Origin of the sequence: Aquitalea magnusonii, assembly GCF_002217795.2 — a bacterium.
Classification (GTDB): Bacteria; Pseudomonadota; Gammaproteobacteria; order Burkholderiales; family Chromobacteriaceae; genus Aquitalea; species Aquitalea magnusonii_B.
The window spans coordinates 1339509-1357588 of the sequence record NZ_AP018823.1 but is presented as its reverse complement, the minus strand read 5'-3'; the positions used below and the strand labels follow the sequence as shown (position 1 = coordinate 1357588).

Annotated in this window: 16 protein-coding genes; 7 read left to right on the top strand and 9 right to left on the bottom strand. The window is 53.6% G+C overall.

The genetic code is table 11. The annotated features are described in order from the left end of the window. Nucleotides 1-119: 119 nt before the first annotated feature. The 9 genes from DLM_RS06645 to DLM_RS06600 all read right to left on the bottom strand — a co-directional run bounded on the left by DLM_RS06645 (nucleotide 120) and on the right by DLM_RS06600 (nucleotide 12195). Nucleotides 120-1313: a hypothetical protein gene (locus DLM_RS06645; protein WP_089084727.1), complete on the bottom strand. Its 1194-nt coding sequence runs from the start codon at nucleotides 1311-1313 to the stop codon at nucleotides 120-122. A 337-nt stretch (nucleotides 1314-1650) separates the two neighbouring features. Continuing rightward, on the bottom strand, nucleotides 1651-3273 hold the full coding sequence (locus DLM_RS06640; protein ID WP_089084726.1) for a T6SS phospholipase effector Tle1-like catalytic domain-containing protein: 1623 nt from the start codon (nucleotides 3271-3273) through the stop codon (nucleotides 1651-1653). After that, on the bottom strand, nucleotides 3270-3773 hold the full coding sequence (locus DLM_RS06635) for a DUF3304 domain-containing protein (RefSeq protein WP_089084725.1): 504 nt from the start codon (nucleotides 3771-3773) through the stop codon (nucleotides 3270-3272). The genes DLM_RS06640 and DLM_RS06635 overlap by 4 nt, the downstream gene beginning before the upstream one ends. Nucleotides 3774-3816: 43 nt before the next feature. Continuing rightward, a complete protein-coding gene (locus tag DLM_RS06630) occupies nucleotides 3817-4320 on the bottom strand; it encodes a DUF3304 domain-containing protein (protein WP_089084724.1) in 504 nt (167 codons plus the stop codon). Between the two features lie 43 nt (nucleotides 4321-4363). Further along, entirely contained in the window at nucleotides 4364-4840 is a 477-nt protein-coding gene (locus DLM_RS06625) for a DUF3304 domain-containing protein (protein WP_231960114.1), read from the bottom strand. 516 nt (nucleotides 4841-5356) lie between these two features. Further along, nucleotides 5357-6232: a DUF4123 domain-containing protein gene (locus DLM_RS06615; protein ID WP_167467048.1), complete on the bottom strand. Its 876-nt coding sequence runs from the start codon at nucleotides 6230-6232 to the stop codon at nucleotides 5357-5359. Nucleotides 6233-6240: 8 nt separating this feature from the next. After that, entirely contained in the window at nucleotides 6241-8886 is a 2646-nt protein-coding gene (locus tag DLM_RS06610; protein ID WP_119313212.1) for a type VI secretion system Vgr family protein, read from the bottom strand. A gap of 162 nt (nucleotides 8887-9048) precedes the next feature. Continuing rightward, nucleotides 9049-10335, bottom strand: coding sequence for a sel1 repeat family protein (locus DLM_RS06605; RefSeq protein WP_089083750.1), 1287 nt, complete (start codon nucleotides 10333-10335; stop codon nucleotides 9049-9051). 3 nt (nucleotides 10336-10338) lie between these two features. Beyond that, on the bottom strand, nucleotides 10339-12195 hold the full coding sequence (locus DLM_RS06600) for a phospholipase D-like domain-containing protein (protein WP_089083751.1): 1857 nt from the start codon (nucleotides 12193-12195) through the stop codon (nucleotides 10339-10341). Nucleotides 12196-12308: 113 nt separating this feature from the next. On the opposite strand from DLM_RS06600, the gene DLM_RS06590 reads away from it, so the two are divergent. From DLM_RS06590 to DLM_RS06565, 7 genes are all read left to right on the top strand, one after another. Next, nucleotides 12309-13429, top strand: a protein-coding gene (locus DLM_RS06590) for an IS3 family transposase (RefSeq protein ID WP_420000704.1) whose coding sequence is annotated in 2 segments (ribosomal slippage) — nucleotides 12309-12567 and nucleotides 12567-13429 — 1122 coding nt in all. Because the reading frame shifts where the segments join, the coding sequence is not laid out codon by codon here. A gap of 17 nt (nucleotides 13430-13446) precedes the next feature. Further along, nucleotides 13447-14055: a DNA adenine methylase gene (locus tag DLM_RS06585; protein ID WP_231960112.1), complete on the top strand. Its 609-nt coding sequence runs from the start codon at nucleotides 13447-13449 to the stop codon at nucleotides 14053-14055. A 67-nt stretch (nucleotides 14056-14122) separates the two neighbouring features. Beyond that, nucleotides 14123-15376, top strand: a complete 1254-nt coding sequence (locus DLM_RS06580; protein WP_231960106.1) for a PAAR domain-containing protein — start codon at nucleotides 14123-14125, stop codon at nucleotides 15374-15376. A 59-nt stretch (nucleotides 15377-15435) separates the two neighbouring features. Further along, nucleotides 15436-15876 (top strand): hypothetical protein, encoded by a 441-nt coding sequence (locus DLM_RS22970; RefSeq protein ID WP_145985782.1) that lies wholly within the window; start codon nucleotides 15436-15438, stop codon nucleotides 15874-15876. Nucleotides 15877-15897: 21 nt separating this feature from the next. Further along, the gene (locus DLM_RS06575; protein WP_089084287.1) at nucleotides 15898-16131 is read left to right on the top strand and encodes a hypothetical protein; all 234 of its coding nucleotides are present in this window, start codon (nucleotides 15898-15900) and stop codon (nucleotides 16129-16131) included. 237 nt (nucleotides 16132-16368) lie between these two features. Continuing rightward, a protein-coding gene (locus tag DLM_RS06570) for an IS3 family transposase (protein WP_119313181.1) occupies nucleotides 16369-17519 on the top strand; the annotation gives its coding sequence in 2 pieces (ribosomal slippage) (nucleotides 16369-16606 and nucleotides 16606-17519; 1152 coding nt in all). A 118-nt stretch (nucleotides 17520-17637) separates the two neighbouring features. Then, nucleotides 17638-18045 (top strand): hypothetical protein, encoded by a 408-nt coding sequence (locus DLM_RS06565; RefSeq protein ID WP_119313196.1) that lies wholly within the window; start codon nucleotides 17638-17640, stop codon nucleotides 18043-18045. The last annotated feature ends 35 nt before the right edge of the window (nucleotides 18046-18080 follow it).

Sequence of the window (18080 nt, the reverse complement as noted above, 5' to 3'; positions counted from 1 at the left end):
CGGATGCCCCCTTCTGTTTGGCTGGATGTCGGCCAAAGCAGACGACCGAGTGATCGATGAAAAATGGCCGCTTTCCTACTGAAAGCGGCAGCAAATGTATCTAGCAAACTGGGTGTGATTCAATCTCTGCGTTCAACTAACCCGGCAGAGTTAATGTAAATCAGCCCATTTTTATCTCGAATAGCATTATGTAAGTTATCGTCTGCCCTGACGGAGGGACGGTCAGCTGACTCACAATGAACTATTTTTTGTGTGCGTGCGTAGACATTCTGCTTGTCAACAGCGAAAGCATACGTAAGGAATTGAATGCTCTCTGGGTCAAGGCCAGGTACAGGTTTCCGATAGCGTCTACCAAGTAAATAATGACCGCCATCATCGATCAGTACATCATCCCAGACTGCTCTCGCAGTTGCCACATTAATTGCGCCTGTATTTGTGATGATTTTACCTTCGTAGAGAAGGTGCGGCCCCATTCGGGCATAAAGATACCCTAGACTGACAACACTTTCCGGTGTTGCTATATTGCGCTTACGTACGCCAGCATAAATCAATCCCTTAGCATCGCGCGCATACGGCCCGCCTATAAGCTCGAAGCTTTGTGAGTCAATTTTGGTCATGGTTAACCATCCACGTGGATCAACGTAGTAAGCTTGCTGTGAATCGATATACCAGCTGTTGCGCACAGCAATAAATGTTTCAGGATCGCCTCCGACTATCAGGCTGTCATTGCCACTAACAGAGTCACCAATGGCAGTGGGCGCGAAGCGTAGACCTGAACGGTCGGCGGCAAAACGATCTACAATATGGCAGAAGCTTTGAAGATCAAAATCATTCAACGCGAGAAAATGCCTTTCATCCCCTGCACGAATCCATACCCGTTCACCATCGCTATAGTATGGCCCACCAATAGAATGAAGCGCATCGTCTGAAATATTTGATGCATTGCGCTGCCTAAACTCATGCTGCAGTTCCACTTCTGCAGTTTGCCTTTCTGCCAATTGGATTTCACTCGGAACAAACTGCTCGAGATACTTCTGCTGCAGTGAAATTATGTTAGCAAGACACAGCACTCCATGAGGAACAGATCTGAGATATAGCGACCAATCATTATTTTTGTCCGTGTAAAACCAATGCATACCCTCCCCATCCCATTTCGTTATATCTGTTCGTGAGAGTAGATCGGATCGTAGTGCTTTAATTTTTCCGGAAACAAAAAACATAAGACCATGATTCAAATATTCGTCGAACACTAAATCGTTTCGTTGAAATAATTCCTGCACTATCGCGGCGAGATCATGAAGGTTATTTGGCATGATGGTAAATGCTGCTCACACAAAAGGTGCGTTTGTTTTCCTTGAGTTTAAAGTATTGGTTGGCAGTTACGGAGTTGACTCTGCGGATTATTTCTAATTTGGCTCACTTTACTGATATTTTGAATATTGCATCATGGTGAAGAGGTCAAAACATGTCCGAAGTTTTGTGTGGGCTGGCTGCAAAACACCATGGTGCCGACAGGAAAAATTGGCCGTCCTACTGACACCTCGTCGGCCTGCTTAGCCGCAGTTCGGTTAAAACTCTCCTTGTGTGACAGATAAAGAATGGCTTCTTCAATTTAGCGAGCCATAAAGATATCTGGCAAATGAGAGCCAATCACTCATCTCCCTTATACAGGGTGCGGAACTTGAATAGCCCGATGCCATTTAGCGTACCCTCATAGAACGCATCCTGAATGAATCCGGCCACGGAGTCATGAATATAACTTTCAAGAAAGTGCTCAATGGCAGGTGTTAGCCGTCGCAGATCCATACTGGCGGCGACGTTAACCGGGTCTGTTTCTAGTAATACGGATGGGCTGAGAACCCGGTTGTGCTGTGTCGGTCTGTGCTTTATTTTTACTGCTTCGCGCATCGGATCAAAATCTGGTGCCATCGGGTTGCCGGCATTCAGCTTACTCAAACCAGAGATGATTCCTTGCTGGGTTTGTCGTAAATACTCTTGATGCTTGCTACTGGCTGTGCGGTAGGGCGCACGCTGGGTAAACTCGCGCCGGTATTTGAAACGATGGCTCAGGTATAGCGCCATATGTTGTTGGTGCATTTTTTCGGCCGAGGCCGGGGTGACCTTGGCATCACGCAGATAAGCGTTGAAGTCGTTGATGACCTGCGGGGTGGGACTAATTAAATCCTGAATCTTTTTGTCTAACTGCTCCATTGCTTGCAGAGGCACTCCTGCCTGACGCGCCGCTTCGTACATGCGGCGGCAGGGAATCACGCACATCTGGCTGTTTTGTGCAGGCATGATGCCCAAGGCACCACTGGCGTAACCTCCGCCGACATCGGAATGCGAACCTGGGTACATTACTTCCACCGCATTGCCAGGATAACTATTACCGCGACGTACAGTATCCAATGGGAAGCAAGCGCGCACCTCGTGCCCGGCAATATAGTGGACACATTGCTCGACTGCCGGGTGTATGGCCAGGTTTCCATCAGCCCATGCCATATGTCCGGTAGCAGGCAGGTTGTCTGGAAACAGCTGGGCGATGCCGACGGATGCTACCGTATCAAAAATCCCCAGGAATTGGGTGCGCAGCGGAGTACCAGCAAAGTGCCAGCCGCCATTTTCCTGCTGGCAGAGCCGGTACAGCCAATTCACAAAGGCACGTGCTTCAGTAGCGCCGCGCGAAAAACCAAATACTGATAGGTTTATTTGCGTTACCTCGGGTTTGCGGCCCTTCAACGCAGCCTGTAATCGACGTTGCCAATTAGTGAACAAGGCCCAGCGCATTGCACCGCCCGTTACGCCGCTGGCCATTTCCGTGATGGACTTGGCTAGTCCATCGTCAATCAAGACCCCTTTAGTGACATAGCGATACGGTGCATTTACCAGTCGTGTCAGTGCCCACAGTATACGGGCTTCCCCTCCTGCGCCAGCACCGCCGCCAAGCATGCCGCCCTTATCGCCAATTTCCGGGAATGGTGTGCCTACACCAGGCATATAAAATGCGAAATAGCCACTATCTGGCTTGTCTCGCGCCGCCAGAAACAGACGGGCGATATTACTGGGCTTCTGCTGGTCCGGCTTGGCCTGGTAATAGTCCAGATTGAGGTTGTTGCCGGTGCCATCGAAAAACAGCACCACATGAATCTGGCCTTGGCACTTGGCACTGTTCTTGCCACTGACGCAGGCCAGCGCTTGTGCCCGTTGTAATTGCTCCCGTGCGGTGAGTGCGCGTTGCCCGCTTGGGTAGGGTGCTGGATTTTGGGTACTCATTGTGTGGCTTTCTGCATCTCGCGGGGATAGGCAGGTCGATAATCCGGGTGCTCAGGGAAAATATCACTCAATTTGACCAAGACCTGGTCGTTGGGCAGGAAGTGAATATCAACATGCTGCATTTCTTTGGCCTGATATTCCGGGATGGTCACAGTGCGCGTTTTGCGTGGAGCTGCCACATATACTTTTATGCCATCCCGAATAATGGGCTGGCCATTTTTATTACGCAGCCAGTCACCATCGTTTTCCCAGCCGATTGTCACGGTTAACCCCGGCCGCCATTGGCTGGGTACTATAACGCAACAGACCTCTTTTCCCCCTCCGCCCATGGCGGGAGCGTTAAGAATCCCCCCTTGGCCATTGATGGTGATGGAGAGTACCGATTTGTCGGTGTGATTGACCGCCAGATAGCTCAGACTGGTTTTTTCTTCTTCGCAGCCTGCCAGGAATAGCAGACTCAGCAGTAATAATGCGGAGAGTCGCTTGCGCAATATGCTCATTGGAAACCTCTCTGCTTCCGGTGGATATGTGGGTGACGCGTACTCATTGAGAAGTGTGCTGCATCTCACGAGGATAGGCAGGTCGATAGTCCGGGTGCTCAGGGAAAATATCACTCAATTTGACCAAGACCTGGTCGTTGGGCAGGAAGTGGATATCAACATGCTGCATTTCTTTGGCCTGATATTCCGGGATGGTCACAGTGCGCGTTTTCCAGCTGCCTTCAATAAATACCTTGTTGCCGTTTTTCATCACGACATTACCACTGGCATCGCGCTGGAAATGTCCACCTTGCAGCCAGCTGATCTTTACTGTCAGCCCCGGCCGCCATTTGCTCGGCACTATGACGCAGCAGACTTCTCCGCCGCCGCCACCCATCGCAGGGACATTCAGCACACCGCCTTGATCGTTAATGGTGATTGAGTCGATTGGCTTTGTGGTGTGATTGACCGCCAGATAACTCAGACTGGTTTTTTCTTCTTCGCAGCCTGCCAGGAATAGCAGACTTAGCAGTAATAATGCGGAGAGTCGCTTACGCAATATGCTCATTGGAAACCTCTCTGCTTCCGGTGGATATGTGGGTGACGCGTACTCATTGAGAAGTGTTCTGCATCTCACGAGGATAGGCAGGTCGATAGTCCGGGTGCTCAGGGAAAATATCACTCAATTTGACCAAGACCTGGTCGTTGGGCAGGAAGTGGATATCAACATGCTGCATTTCTTTGGCCTGATATTCCGGGATGGTCACAGTGCGCGTTTTCCAGCTGCCTTCAATAAATACCTTGTCGCCGTTTTTCATCACGACATTACCACTGGCATCGCGCTGGAAATGTCCACCTTGCAGCCAGCTGATCTTTACTGTCAGCCCCGGCCACCATTTGCCTGGTACGATGACACAGCAAACTTCTTTGCCGCCACCACCCATCGCAGGGACATTCAGCACACCGCCTTGATCGTTAATGGTGATTGAGTCGATTGGCTTTGTGGTGTGATTGACCGCCAGATAACTCAGACTGGTTTTTTCTTCTTCGCACCCTACCAGTATTGGTAGGCCCAGTATCAGTAACAAAGCGATTAGTCTTCGGAGTATTATCATGGGGGGCCTTAATAAAGGGGCTGATGAGAACAGTCAATGGAGTATCGTCGTTGATTGAGTTGTGCTCTCCCTCTGATTGACAAATCCTTGGGAATCCAATTTTTGCAATGTATTTTCTGGCAATGCTTACTATGTTGGCGGGTATGTTTTCCAAAGAAAGGTAAGGTAGATGCTACCATAAATCAATAACATTATTATTATCGATACTATTTTTATAGTTATTTTTTGCACTCCATTTATTACCCATGCGGACAAGGGAAGTAGTGCCATTATTAGAAGTGGGAAAGTTAGGATTAGAAAGTAAATGTGGTTTAATGCCGACCAATCGCCCTCTGTTGTTGGGTCCGGGGTTCTTGTGTATTCAAAATATGTGATGCCGATAGCGAATATCCAGATTATGGAAATAATTACCAATGCACTGGTCAACAACAGCGGGTGGATAGTTTTTTTTACTACTGATGCTTTTTTCGTATGTGTCATGGTTAATTCTCAAGAGGTATGAGCATCGTCGAGTAACGGAGCAAGTCCTTCGCTCAGGGAGCATCTTTGCTCGACAAAGCTCTGCAGTATCTGGATCAGCCGAGGATCATCCAACAAGCGCCCCTGGCTATAGCAGACGGCCACCGCTACGGTTAGCTGCTCAGGGGCATCCTCAATATGATGCTCTGCTAACAGATCGGCCGTACGTTGCAGCCAGCCATACAGTACTGCACCAGAGGCAGGGATCAGGTCGGCAAAACCTTCGTGCAACTGGTCTGCCAATACGTCTGCCAGGGAGGCATGCATTAAGGCGGTGAACTCCTGAGTGCTCAGCCGCCATGGGTCCTGCGCATCGGGAGGAAGCGTCTTGGGCGGCATGGGCAATGCCCGCAGTTGGCTGTAGCGGTCAATAATCAACCACTGCTCCACTGGTTCGCACAGCCGTTGCCATGCTGCCGTAGCCAGTACTTGCGGCAGACTGGCAGCGATGCGCGTATCGGCAAAACGGACGACGTACCACTGCCCGTCTTCGGTGGTGGCATTGAGGCTACATTGCCAGGCATCCCGTAGGGCGGGGGCGCTAAGCTGGCTTGTTAGAAAGCTCAGCATCGGCCGTCCCTTGCAATGACGCAGCAGTTGTTGCAGCTCTGGTTGATTGCCAGGATGCAATGCGAGAAGTCGTGGTGATACTTCGCGTAGCTCACCCCACTCCTGTAGGTGATACAAAGGCCAGCTTGCTTTGGTCTGCCATATCTTGCGCCGCTTGAAATCGAATCCATCATCCAGCAGTGCGTAGCAATACAGACCGTCTGGCAGTTCTTTCAGTAGCGTTTCCAGTTTTTGTGACTGTTCCGCAATATTTCCTTCGTCCATTGCAAAATACATTGCCATTCCTATTGTCCCGCCAGCGGCAGACCGGACTTGATTGCATTGAGCATGCATTGCAAGCAGAACTGCTTGCCAGGGAAAACCGGCATCGGAATATTCATGCTGTCCGGCCCGCTCCAGTCATGGCTACCCCCCTTGAAGCTGACGGTGCCGGGGGCGTGCAGCTCGATCTTGCCATCCTTGATCCGCACGTAAGCGCCGCCGCTGGTCAGCAGAATTTCCTGCTTGCCATTCAAGTTGATGTTCTGCTTGGCCGAGGTAATCGTCACATCCTTATCCGCCGTCAGTTCCATCGCATCGCTCTGCGCCTGTAGCTGCACCTTGCCCTTGGCGGCGATCAGTTTCAGCGCCACTTTGTCTTTCACCCCGGCCACAAACAGGCTGATGTGCTGGCCGACGTTGTGCAGCCAGCGGCGGCCGGTGGTGTGGTTGCTGTCGCGTTGGGCGATGAGGTTGAGGTTGGTTCCGGCAGAGATTGTGTGGCTTTGTTCGGTCAGGCTGGCGATGCCGGCCGGGGCGGACAGGATGAGCAGCGGCTGTTGGCCGGCCTGGTCTTTTGCCGTCTTGCCGTCTTTGTCGGTGTTGCTGCCGGCTTCCCAGGCTTTGAGCGCGGCGGCGTGGTGTTGCAGGTGGCCGCTGTCCTTGTTGCCGTCTTTGCCGTTGTCAGGGTTGATGGCGTCCGGCCCGGTTTCCATGCTGTCGGCCAGTTGCGCGGCGGCGGTGTCGCCCAGGCTTTGGCTGAGGCTGAGCGCGGCGTCGAGCTGGCTTTGCGCATGCTCGCGCGCCAGTTGTTTGCCGGATGCGCCGTTTTGCGCTTCGGTGCTGATGAGCAGGCCGTGGCCGGCGCGGATGGCGCCGTGCTGGTCGGTGCGTAGTTCGAAGCCTTCGCCGCGCGGCTGGGCTTTGCCATTGCTGCGCGGGTGGGTGAGGTAGCCCTGGTTGAGCTGGGTCTTGCCCGCTTCGCTACTGAGCTTGGCGCGGACTTCACCGGGCGTGTCGTCGAACAGCAGTTCGTTGTACTGGCCGCCCTGGTGTTCTTTGGATTTGATGCCGGACAGGGTCTTGTTGGCGGGCAAAGCGCCGGCACCGCTGAAGGCCGGGGTGGCGTGGCTGCCGTTGTACAGCACGCCAACAATCACCGGGCGGTCGATATCGCCTTCGATAAAGTCGACCAGCACTTCCTGGCCGATGCGCGGGATGAACTGGTGGCCCCAGCCGGCCCCGGCGCTGGGCATGGCCACGCGCAGCCAGCAGGAGGAGCGGTCGTCCAGATTGGCGCCGCTGCCGGGGTGTTCGTCTGGCCGCTGCCAGTGGAACTGCACCTTGATGCGGCCCAACTCGTCGGTGTGGACTTCTTCCCCCTCGGGCCCCACCACGGTGGCGGTCTGTACACCTTTAGATGTCGGCTTGGCCTGCGTGCTGTGGGCATAAGCCGGGGTGAGCGGAATGCCGCGGCGCTGGGCGGTGATCTGGGTCTGGAAGGGGCTGCTGTTCTGGCTGTCGTTTGATGTGCTGCTATCTCCCAGCAAGCCGCGCAGGCTGCTGGCCAGATCACCCGGCAGATTGTTGTTGGCACGGAAGGTTTGGCCGGTGACCACGAATTCACGCTGCTCGCTGCTGTCGCCCTCGTGCAGCGGATGTTCATCCAGGCGGAACCATTGGCCAGCGAGCAGGCTGCGTACTGAGCCGCTGCCAGAGAATTGCTTGGCCTGCACATCGTGCGCCTGCTGACGCCGCTGCGCATACTGACTCAGTTGCTCGGCATCGCTGGCGTAGTACAGCGACTGCGGGTCGTAATCCTGCAGGGTGGATTGCAAGGCATCGCCACTGCGGCCTTGCTGGATGCGGCTCTGATCGCCGCTGTGCTGGGTGCTCACCGGCTGGTAATCGAAACTGGCCAGCGCCACCGCACCGGACACCACCTGACGGGCGGCGCTCCAATCCGTCAGGCCGTCTTCTTCCTCGGTGGCATCGCTGCGGTGAAAGCGCACCCGCTCACTGGCGGCGGGCGGCAGGCTGTACGCATCATCAAACACCACCAGCTTGACCTGCGGATGCTCACCATCGACATGCTCGAAACGCCAGGCGTAACCCTCTTCGTGCAGCAGGCGCACGATGAAGTCGAAATCGCTCTCGCGGTATTGCAAACAGTAACTGCGCGGGTTGGCGGAGGCAGTGTGAAACTCCAGCGTCTGTACCTGGGCAAACACCGGATTATTGGCCTGATGCTCGGCCAGGATCTGCTTGACGATGTCCGGCACCGACAAGTCCTGAAACACCCGCGACGTACGACGCAGCCGCAGCAGCGCAAACGGCGGCTCGATGGTGAGGCCGTACTTGGCAAAACCGCCATCCGAACCCAGCAACTCGGCCCGTGACACCACCCCGCAACGCACCACCTGGCTGCCATCGGCATCCAGCACCCCCAGGCGGGCGGCCACACCGAGCAGCGACTTGAGCTCGATATTGCCATCCGGCGACAAACAACTGAGCTGATAGCGATAGGCTTGCGACACCCCCTCGCTGCCATCCAGCGTGTGTGGCAATAACTGCTCGGCGGCGATCTGCCCGCCATCCAGCTGCAGGGTGAGCAGGCGCTGGTGCTGGGAAAAGGCGGCGGCGAAGCTGGCGAGCAGGGAGGAGAAATCCATGGTGCGGGCTATCACGTCGGCTGACGTGAATCATCACATTCTGTTGAAAGTTCAACAGTTTATGCCTTCAGCATGGTGCAAACAAGGCTGAATGGCATGAATGCGTAGTTCTACGGATACGCCTGCATGCAGGAGGAAGGAGCCGGAGGATCATGCTGTATTTCAGCTGTTTTGCTCATTACTATAGCTTTGCAAGACCCAGCTGACGACAACTTCCTGCTGCTCGGGGATGCCGCGTAAGCGCTCCCACCAGTTAGTCTGCAGAGGAACTGTCATGGTTGGAAAGGGCTCTCCCTGATGGATATGTCGTTTTTCACTCGCCATTTGGTAAGCCGATAGATCAGTACACCATAGCCCGCTTTGTGGGCAGACAGCATGGCTGGGGGCTGCGTATCCTAATTTGATTTTGGGTGGCTGTTTCGGTTTTGGCAGTTCAGCCTTGGGCAAACCGGTGGCTGGATCCAGATTTTTGGCTTTCGCTAGGCCAATCACCAGCTTTTCATCAGGCTTGGCTGGTGGCGTATTTGCCTTCCACTCTTTTTCCCATTCAAAGCTGCCATCCCATGAGGGGAGCTTGGCAGGTGGCAACGGTACGATCTTGTCGATATCAGGTACCTTGGGGTTGCGACCATCGTAGCGCTTCAAAAAGGTCCAGATTGCCTCATAGCGTTTTACACGCTCCGGGTCGGGTTGGACATTCAAATAGTTGAGGTCGTTTTTACTCTTGCTTTTCTCTGCGTCAAATGCCGCCTGCAAGCCAAGAGCAGAAGCCGAATCTCCGGCCTTGGCAGCCTGCTGAAATGCATACATGGCATCGGGATAGATCTCGTCCGTTTGTAAATCAAACCCTAGACTGACGGCCGCTTTAGCATGCCCTTGTTCTGTAGCGCAACGCAGCATCTGCCGACCAATTTTGGGGGCAAGCTCAGGAGGAAGCAGTAGATCACCCACATACGCTTGAGCATCTGCGCTACCAAGATCGGCAGCTTTGCGGAAATACATCAGTGCCTTTTCATTATCCTGATCGAAGCCATAGCCGGTTTGCAAATAATGACCAATCAGGTAATAGCCGTTGGGGATGTTTTCGGCTACTAACTGTTCAGCCAAATCCAGCACTTCGTTGACGGCATCTGGTGATTCGACATCTCCCTTGCTCACCATGCGTTGCAGGTTGTTGTTGGCCTTGTAGTGGCCATGGGCGGTGGCAATACGGTATAGCCGCCCGGCCTCGGGCAGTAGTTCCGGCTTGTATTGCAGTTGAAGCCAACGAGCGTATTTGAACAGTTGATCCACTTCAGGGGCTAATTGAGGTAGGTGATCTGCTTCATGTACGCAGCTAAAGGCCAACTTGGTCTGTACAGCCTTAAGATCGGGTTGTTGTGCCATTGGAGTGTCCTTGTGGCCGCAGGCGGCCAACAGCAAAGGTAATACGAGCCAGGCAATACGCATCGTTTAGTCCAGGTCGGTGGTGCTACTGGTGTCACTGCTGAATTTGACTAGTGGGACAGTCGGATTAAATTTCTTTGCTCGCAACGGAATGTTTTTATCCATAAGTTGTCTCCATTGGTCATAAACCAGCGCAAGCTGTTGTTGTTTGCGGGCATCAGCAGTATTTCCCTGATTTGCCGTATGTTTACCCCATAAATAATCCCGGGTTACACGGGTGATCTCTGGCTGACAATGGCAGACATTGATTTCGCTATCGCCCACCATGCTGCGCAAGTTGATATTGGCAGAACCCAGGGTCATGAAGGTATCGTCGATCATCATCAGCTTGGCGTGGATATAGACATACTGCCAATCGTGTCCCGGCTGGTAGCCATCCTTGGATACCAGCGAGCAAATATGGGTTTTCAGGCCGGGAGTGTCTGTGTCTGGAATTTTGTCTTGCTTGGCATCCGCCTGCTTTCTCTTCAGCTCTTCCAGCTTCTTGCGTTTTTCCGGCAAACCAAGGCTGGCTTCTGATGGCAAGGCACCAGATGGACTGCGCATGGCATTACGCTTCTGTTCGGCCATGATGACCTCCTGCCTTGCCCGGCTTACCTCTTTGCTAAGGTCACCTCGAGCCAGCTCTGGCATTTGCCCGCGTTTGCCTAGTGCATCCAGCATCCTGTATGTGTTCTTGACACCCTTGCCCATGCCTTCGGCATTGTCATTGGTCACTACCATCAAATACAAAGGACCATGCAGCCCTGGGTCACGACTATTTGCTAACTGATTCTTGGTGGCCTGCTTGATCGCATCAGCGAAGTTCACCCAGCGGAAATACTGGTTTTCAATGTAGATGTACTGGCTGGCATGATTGATAGCGTTCAAGTACAGATGCTTGATGTCCTGCACAGTAAACTCCCCGTCCACCTTACCCTTGGGCCGAGTCTGGCTTTGCGTACGGGCAATCTGGGCCATGACTGGTGTCCCCAGCGTTGGTCGAGGTTTGAAATGTTTTAATTCCAGAACTGCGCGCTGACCGGTCAGGTTTTCGCCTGTCGCCTTGTCCCAGCCCGATACGAAATTATGGTTGATATGAACGAGAATCGGCCCAGTCAGTCTGCTGGAAATGTCATGTCGGGCAGTAGCGCCATTGCGCCCCAGATGAGGCTCCTGCTTCACATAGTGATGGTCATCCTTATCCCAGTAGGCATCCAGCATGTTGTGCCCCATGACAAAACCCAACGCTTGATCTGGATGCTCATAATCGATCAATACGGTTTTTTGATGGTGACTGGGTGTTTTGGAGGTGGCAGCCGCATGTATGGCTGAGGCACCATTGCGCAACATATTTGGCAGGATGTATGCATTTTTGTCGGTATCGTCGAAATCCCGAGTGCGAAACTGAATGTTTTTGTTTGCACGGATATCCTGATGCCAACCGATATCGTAACACTCCTGCAGAAAATTCTCGTTATCGCCCCGCTTCAGGTTATAGCCAGGATTCATTACCTCGGGAATTTGTCCGATGGGATTATTCCAAGTCAGAATCCGGATTTTGACACCCTCCAACGACTTCATTTCCAGCAGTTCGCCAATAGGCATGAGCTTGCCTTTGGGATGCAATTTGCGACGGGTGAATGGTAGCTTGCCGGCCATATCGTCAACGACCTGATCAATATTGTCCTTGGTTAGCGGTGGAAGCTGGGGCTGTTGCAGGAAATCCTTGATCGGTGGAGCAGAGGTGCCCCGTTTGAAATACATGGAGGGTTGAAAACCCCAGCAGACGATGTCCACGCTATGCTTGGCGGTCAGGATGGCATCGTAGATGGCCCCAAACGCGGCCTCTCCATTGATGAGTGGCTGGAAGGTGGCGTTCACCTCGTGAAATTCAGGTTTGTAGCCTGGCGGGTTGCTATCGGACAGGCGACGTCCCCCCGGTATTGAGTAGCACGTGACTTTAGAGTCCAATCAACCCCATATGGAGATTGGACATGAAGAAACGTTTCACCGAAGAACAGATCATCGGCTTCCTGCGCGAAGCGGAAGCCGGCATGCCCGTTGCACAGTTGTGCCGCAAATACGCCTTCTCAGAAGCCAGCTATTACCTTTGGCGCAACAAATTCGGCGGAATGAATGTCTCCGAGGCCAAGCGTCTCAAGGAGCTGGAAACCGAGAATGCGCGCCTGAAGAAACTCCTGGCCGAGACCATGCTCGAGAACGAGATTGCCAAAGAGGCCTTGCGAAAAAAGTGGTGAGCGCACCGTCACGGCGGGAGTTGGTGCGCCATCTGGTGGGCAAAGGGCTCAGCGAGCGTCGATCGCTCCGTCTAGCCGACATGAGCCCCAGTTCATTCCGCTACCAACCCGCCACCGACCATAATGTCGCCTTGAAAGCGCAGATCATCGCGCTCGCGCAACGGCACCGTCGCTACGGTGCTGGCATGATCTATTTGAAGCTGCGGCAGAGCGGCATGGTGGTCAATCACAAGCGGGTGGACCGGCTTTATGCTGAGGCAGGTCTGCAAATTCGCCGGCGTAAGCGCAAGAAAATTCCCGTGGCCGACCGTCATCCACTGGCTCGCCCTTTGGCGGCCAATCAGGTTTGGTCGATGGACTTTGTGTTCGACCGGACGGCGGAGGGGCGTGTCATCAAGAATCTGACGGTGGTCGATGATGCCACGCATGAGGCAGTCGCCATTGTTCCGGAACGTGCGATGGGAGGCCTGCATCTGACCCGCGTCCTTGACCAGTTGGCGAAGACACGTGGCTTGCCCAAAGCCATCAGGACCGATAACGGCAAGGAATTCTGCAGCCGAGTGATGTTGAGCTGGGCCCACGCTCATGGGGTTCAGCTCTTTCTCATCGAGCCGGGCAAGCCCAATCAGAACGCTTACATCGAATCCTTTAATGGGCGTTTCCGGGATGAGTGCCTGAACGAACACTGGTTCACCAGCCTGCGCCAGGCCCAGGTTGTCATCGAAGCCTGGCGAAGGGAATACAACAATGAAAGGCCGAAGAAAGCACTGGGTGGTTTGACGCCGGCAGCCTATGCCGAATCATTTGCGGAGAAATCAGGTAAATTAAGCTTGGACTCTAAAGCCCCCTGCTACTGAAAGTGGGGGGACGTCGGTTGAACGACATCTCGGGCGAACTGGTGAACCTCTACCGGGTGGTGCAACACCACCTGGAAGAGTTTGTACGCCAGTTCAAGTGGGCACTGATTTCGCGGGAAATGTACAAGTGGCTGCAGATCACCCCGGAGGTCATCCTCACGGATATCCAGCGGGCAGCCCGCTTTTACTACCTGCAGAAGATGGCCTTTGGCGGCAGGGTCAGCAGCCAGGTCTTTGGCACTGCCACCACCACTCCACCCCGGATGAACCTGCTGCGCATTGAGGAGGAGCTGTCGTCCGCGCACTTGCGCCTGGCCCGGACCTACATTGAGCACCTGGACTGGAAAACCTGCATCCAGAAGTACGACCGGCCTCATACCCTGTTCTATGCTGATCCGCCTTACTGGCAGACGGAGGGCTATGGTGTGCCGTTTCCGTTTGAAGAGTACCAGGCGCTGGCCGAGGTGATGCGCAGCTGCAAGGGCAAGGTGGTCTTGAGTATCAACGACCACCCAGATATTCGTGACGTGTTCGCAGATTTCAGGATGGAGCAGGTAGCTATCCAGTACAGCGTGAATCCGAAGAAAGGGAAGTCCAGCGCGGAGCTGGTCATTTGTAGCTGGTAGCCAGCTTGAACCATGGTCAATTTTTATCATGCTCTTGGCATGGTATAATCATTCGCTTCAATGAATCATGCTGGAGCAGGCGATGGGAAAAGCAATTATCCGCGAGGGTGATCCAACGTCTCACGGCGGTACGGTGCTGGAAGCATTTCCTCACCTGTCCGTCTATGGAAAAAATGCAGCCGGTGTAGGACACAAAGGCTATTGCCCTCAATGCAAGCGGGACTTCGTCATTGTTGCTGGCGCTCAGAATGTGGCTTACTTCGGTAAAAACGTCGCGGTTGAGGGGATGCTGACATCTTGTGGTGCAACTCTGATTGCAACGCAGAGTCAAGCGACTATCGATGTTGCTCCAGGTGGACAGGCGATAATGGCGGGTTCTCTGATGGCATCCGTACTGCAGAAAGCCGCAGCCTCCACACCGTCATTTGATGAACAAATCAAATTCGTCCTTCCCAATAATAGCGTTTTGGCGAATACCGCTTATGCATTGACGCTGGCAGACGGCACCACCATCGAGGGCTCTACTGATGCGGAAGGAAAAACGCAGCGGATCGAAACAGATAGCGCACAAGATATTGTCAGCGCCGAATTTTATCAGGACATGTTTTATGGCTGTGACTGTGCAGCCGACCACATGTGCGAGGCCGGTGGGCGTGCGCCAACGCCCGCGATGAAGGTCGAGTTAAAAGGCATTAAAACCAACTCACAAGCGATTGGATCATCTGTGGTCAATCACCCCCTGCCCGCACCTGATGTGCGGCCAATGACAGCAGGTGAAATCACGATGGCGAAGACCGTCTTTAAAGACGCCATCGACTATAGCTTGGTCAAAATCCACAAGGGTGGTCTCTTCGGCCAGCCGGACCGCTCTGACAACGCCATGACGCCAAAAGGGGAGATTCACTTCCCCTCCAGTGCGTATGAGCCCGATTTTTCTGCTCCTTCCGTCGAGCCTGGTACTCAAGTCTGGTTCATTCATGAGATGACTCACGTTTGGCAATACCAGCTTGGCTATTCAGTCGTTTGGGCGGGCATCAAGCTAAGTACTAGAGGGGGATACTCGGACGATGGCGTAAAAGGTCAGCCGGCACCTGCGTATCGTTACAACCTTGATGGCGAGGATAAAGGCAAGACAATGCCCGATTTCAATATGGAGCAGCAGGCCCAGTTGGTTTCCCATTACTTTGGCGCTACTGTGTTGAGCATGTCAGTGTATGCCAAAAGACTGCCCGGTCTACGAGCTGCATTGACACGCTTCATCAATACTCCGAAAGATCCAACCTTGTTACCACAGACGACTAAAGTGGAGCCAAAGCCATGACAATAAAAAAAATGGCATTCTTGATGTTGCTAGGGAGCATATCGACATGGGCGACCGCAATGTCCAAACCCTATGATGCTGTGGCTGGCCTCACCCTTCGTAGCGGTAAACCGTGCATCTTCTCGCAGGAACCTCTTCCCCAGGAGCCACCAGACTACATGAAGGATATGGGATTAGCATTCCGTGTTTTCAGCGAGTCTCCAAGCGCACCAGGATACCTCTGGGATGCATGGTTCAAAGTATGGAAAAAACCCTTACCGGACTCAGCCTCTACCTGTGTGGCCTACGGGGAAGCACAATCTGATATAACCCGCCACCCAGCCAAACCCCTACCATTGGATACACCACTATCCTTCGATATGGATGGCCAGTATGGCCGTCACAACGTACGATTTTGTCTGCGCAAAGATTCTCAAGGTAAGCGTTATTTATCCACAGCAGTTCGTAAAGATGGTGTGTCTGCATGTACAGCAGATCCACTTAAAAACAGTCATCCTTAAATTGTCTTCAGGAGGCCAGTGATGGATACGAATCCCATAATTGCCCTATTTGAAACACAAGCCCAGATGCTGGATGTCAGTGACCAACAAACGAACATTGATGATGCTATTGTCAAGCTGACCACTTGGCTTTACTTGAGCCAGGGCGTGTTATCTGAGGATGATATGACTCTACTCGTTGAAGTCGGCGGCATTCTCTACAGAGAAGGGTTGGAGCGCCGTTTGCAGCAGCGACGCAATGATATGGGCTTCTAGCGCCAGCTACCGGCCCCTTTCCCGCATCTTTGTACTCCCCATGCCCGCACAATGCGGGCATGACTACTTCGAATGACCATTTATTCGTATGGGTGAATACCATATCCAACATCAGTCACTGCTAGAGTTTTCAGCAGCAGATGACTTATTTAGATGTCTCGAACATTAAACATCTGAATCGCCCCTCCTTTCCTAGACACTTCGCGAGCCTCACACTAGGCCCCACAAGGAGGTGTCATGAGCAAGCCGCGTTTCCCCGAAGCGTTCAAGATTGAAGCAGTCAAACAGGTAACCGAGCGTGGTTACCCAGTGGCCGAAGTCGCCAGCCGTCTCGGCGTATCTGCCCACAGCCTGTATCAATGGCTGAAACGCTTCGACCCCAAGCGCGCCCAACCGGCCGAACCCGCAGACCAGCAAGCCGAAATCCGACGTCTCAAGGCAGAGCTCAAACGGGTCACCGAGGAGCGCGACATCCTAAAAAAGGCCGCCGCATACTTTGCCAAGGAGTCCGGGTAAGGTATGCCTTCATCCGGGCCCATGCACAGCAGTTCCCTATTCGACGTCTGTGTCGTGTTATGTCGGTGCATCCCAGTGGCTACTACGCCTGGAAAGCATCCCCGCATTCACCACGAGCGCGTGAAGACCAGCGCTTGCTGGAGCACATCAAGCAGGCGTGGCTCGAAAGTGGCGGTGTCTATGGCTATCGCAAGGTGCATGACGACTTGCAGGCTCAGGGAGAGCGCTGTGGCAAACATCGTGTGGCTCGGCTGATGAAGCAGGAGGGCTTACGTTCGCAGACGGGTTACCACCGGCGTCCTGGGCATTACAGTGGCCGCCCGGCCGTGGTGGCACCTAACCACCTACAACGCCAGTTCTCCGTGAATGAGCCGAATACAACCTGGGTGACCGACATCACTTATATCCGCACGCATGAGGGGTGGTTGTACCTGGCGGTGGTGCTGGACCTGTTCTCGCGGCAGGTGATTGGCTGGTCGATGCAGTCACGTATCGATAGAGAGCTGGTGCTGAATGCCCTGTTGATGGCGGTATGGCGACGTCAGCCCAAGCAGGAAGTGCTGGTGCATTCCGACCAGGGGAGCCAGTTCAGTAGTTACGACTGGCAGGACTTCTTGAAGGCTCATCGCTTGGTACCCAGCATGAGTCGGCGTGGGAACTGCCACGACAATGCCGTGGCAGAGAGTTTCTTCCAGTTGCTGAAGCGGGAGCGCATCAAGCGCAAAACCTATCACGACAGGGAGGAGGCCCGGCGGGATATCTTCGATTACATCGAAATGTTCTACAACCCGAAACGCCGGCATGGTTCCGCAAACGGGCTATCGCCGGTAGAGTTTGAGAAGCAATATTTCCAACGGCTCAAGAGTGTCTAGAGAAGCCGGGGCGATTCAATTCGATTGTGGGAGCCTCAGCGGTGGGAACCTGGAGAGCCATGCACTCGTTGGTAGCAGTGGGCGGCAACTTTACGATTTTTTTAGCGCAGAGGGTTGCATGAAATTTGAATATACGGCGGTAACTGATCTGCAGTGGGCTAACAACGGCCGCGCAATCACGATGACCGTATGTTTTGTCACTCTGGGGGCCGTGCCATTTACGGCAGCGCCAGATGACACGACAGAACATGGCCGGGAGCTTTTTGCGCGGGCCGTTGCCGGTGATTTTGGAGACATCCGAGAGTCGGATACTGATGATGCCATGCTGCGTTATAACCAGATTCAGCAAGCACAAGCTGCGCTGGACGCGTCTGACCGAACGGTACTACGCTGCTACGAGAAATCTATTCAGGTACCGACCGAGTGGGCAGCGTATCGTAATGATCTAAGGGAAATCATCCGCGCGACATCATTTGATTCCTCGGTGAAACTTCCGACTAGACCGCCATTCCCACTGGATGCCTGATGGCTAAAAACTACGCTATGGTTAGAGCCTGCTTT

Coding starts and splice junctions, on each gene's coding strand:
- DLM_RS22970 (WP_145985782.1), top strand. CDS start 15,436: ATGTCCAAACCCTATGATGCTGTGGCTGGCCTCACCCTTCGTAGCGGT.
- DLM_RS06580 (WP_231960106.1), top strand. CDS start 14,123: ATGCTGGAGCAGGCGATGGGAAAAGCAATTATCCGCGAGGGTGATCCA.
- DLM_RS06630 (WP_089084724.1), bottom strand. CDS start 4,320: ATGAGCATATTGCGTAAGCGACTCTCCGCATTATTACTGCTAAGTCTG.
- DLM_RS06615 (WP_167467048.1), bottom strand. CDS start 6,232: ATGTATTTTGCAATGGACGAAGGAAATATTGCGGAACAGTCACAAAAA.
- DLM_RS06575 (WP_089084287.1), top strand. CDS start 15,898: ATGGATACGAATCCCATAATTGCCCTATTTGAAACACAAGCCCAGATG.
- DLM_RS06565 (WP_119313196.1), top strand. CDS start 17,638: ATGAAATTTGAATATACGGCGGTAACTGATCTGCAGTGGGCTAACAAC.
- DLM_RS06645 (WP_089084727.1), bottom strand. CDS start 1,313: ATGCCAAATAACCTTCATGATCTCGCCGCGATAGTGCAGGAATTATTT.
- DLM_RS06610 (WP_119313212.1), bottom strand. CDS start 8,886: ATGGATTTCTCCTCCCTGCTCGCCAGCTTCGCCGCCGCCTTTTCCCAG.
- DLM_RS06605 (WP_089083750.1), bottom strand. CDS start 10,335: ATGCGTATTGCCTGGCTCGTATTACCTTTGCTGTTGGCCGCCTGCGGC.
- DLM_RS06635 (WP_089084725.1), bottom strand. CDS start 3,773: ATGAGCATATTGCGCAAGCGACTCTCCGCATTATTACTGCTGAGTCTG.
- DLM_RS06640 (WP_089084726.1), bottom strand. CDS start 3,273: ATGAGTACCCAAAATCCAGCACCCTACCCAAGCGGGCAACGCGCACTC.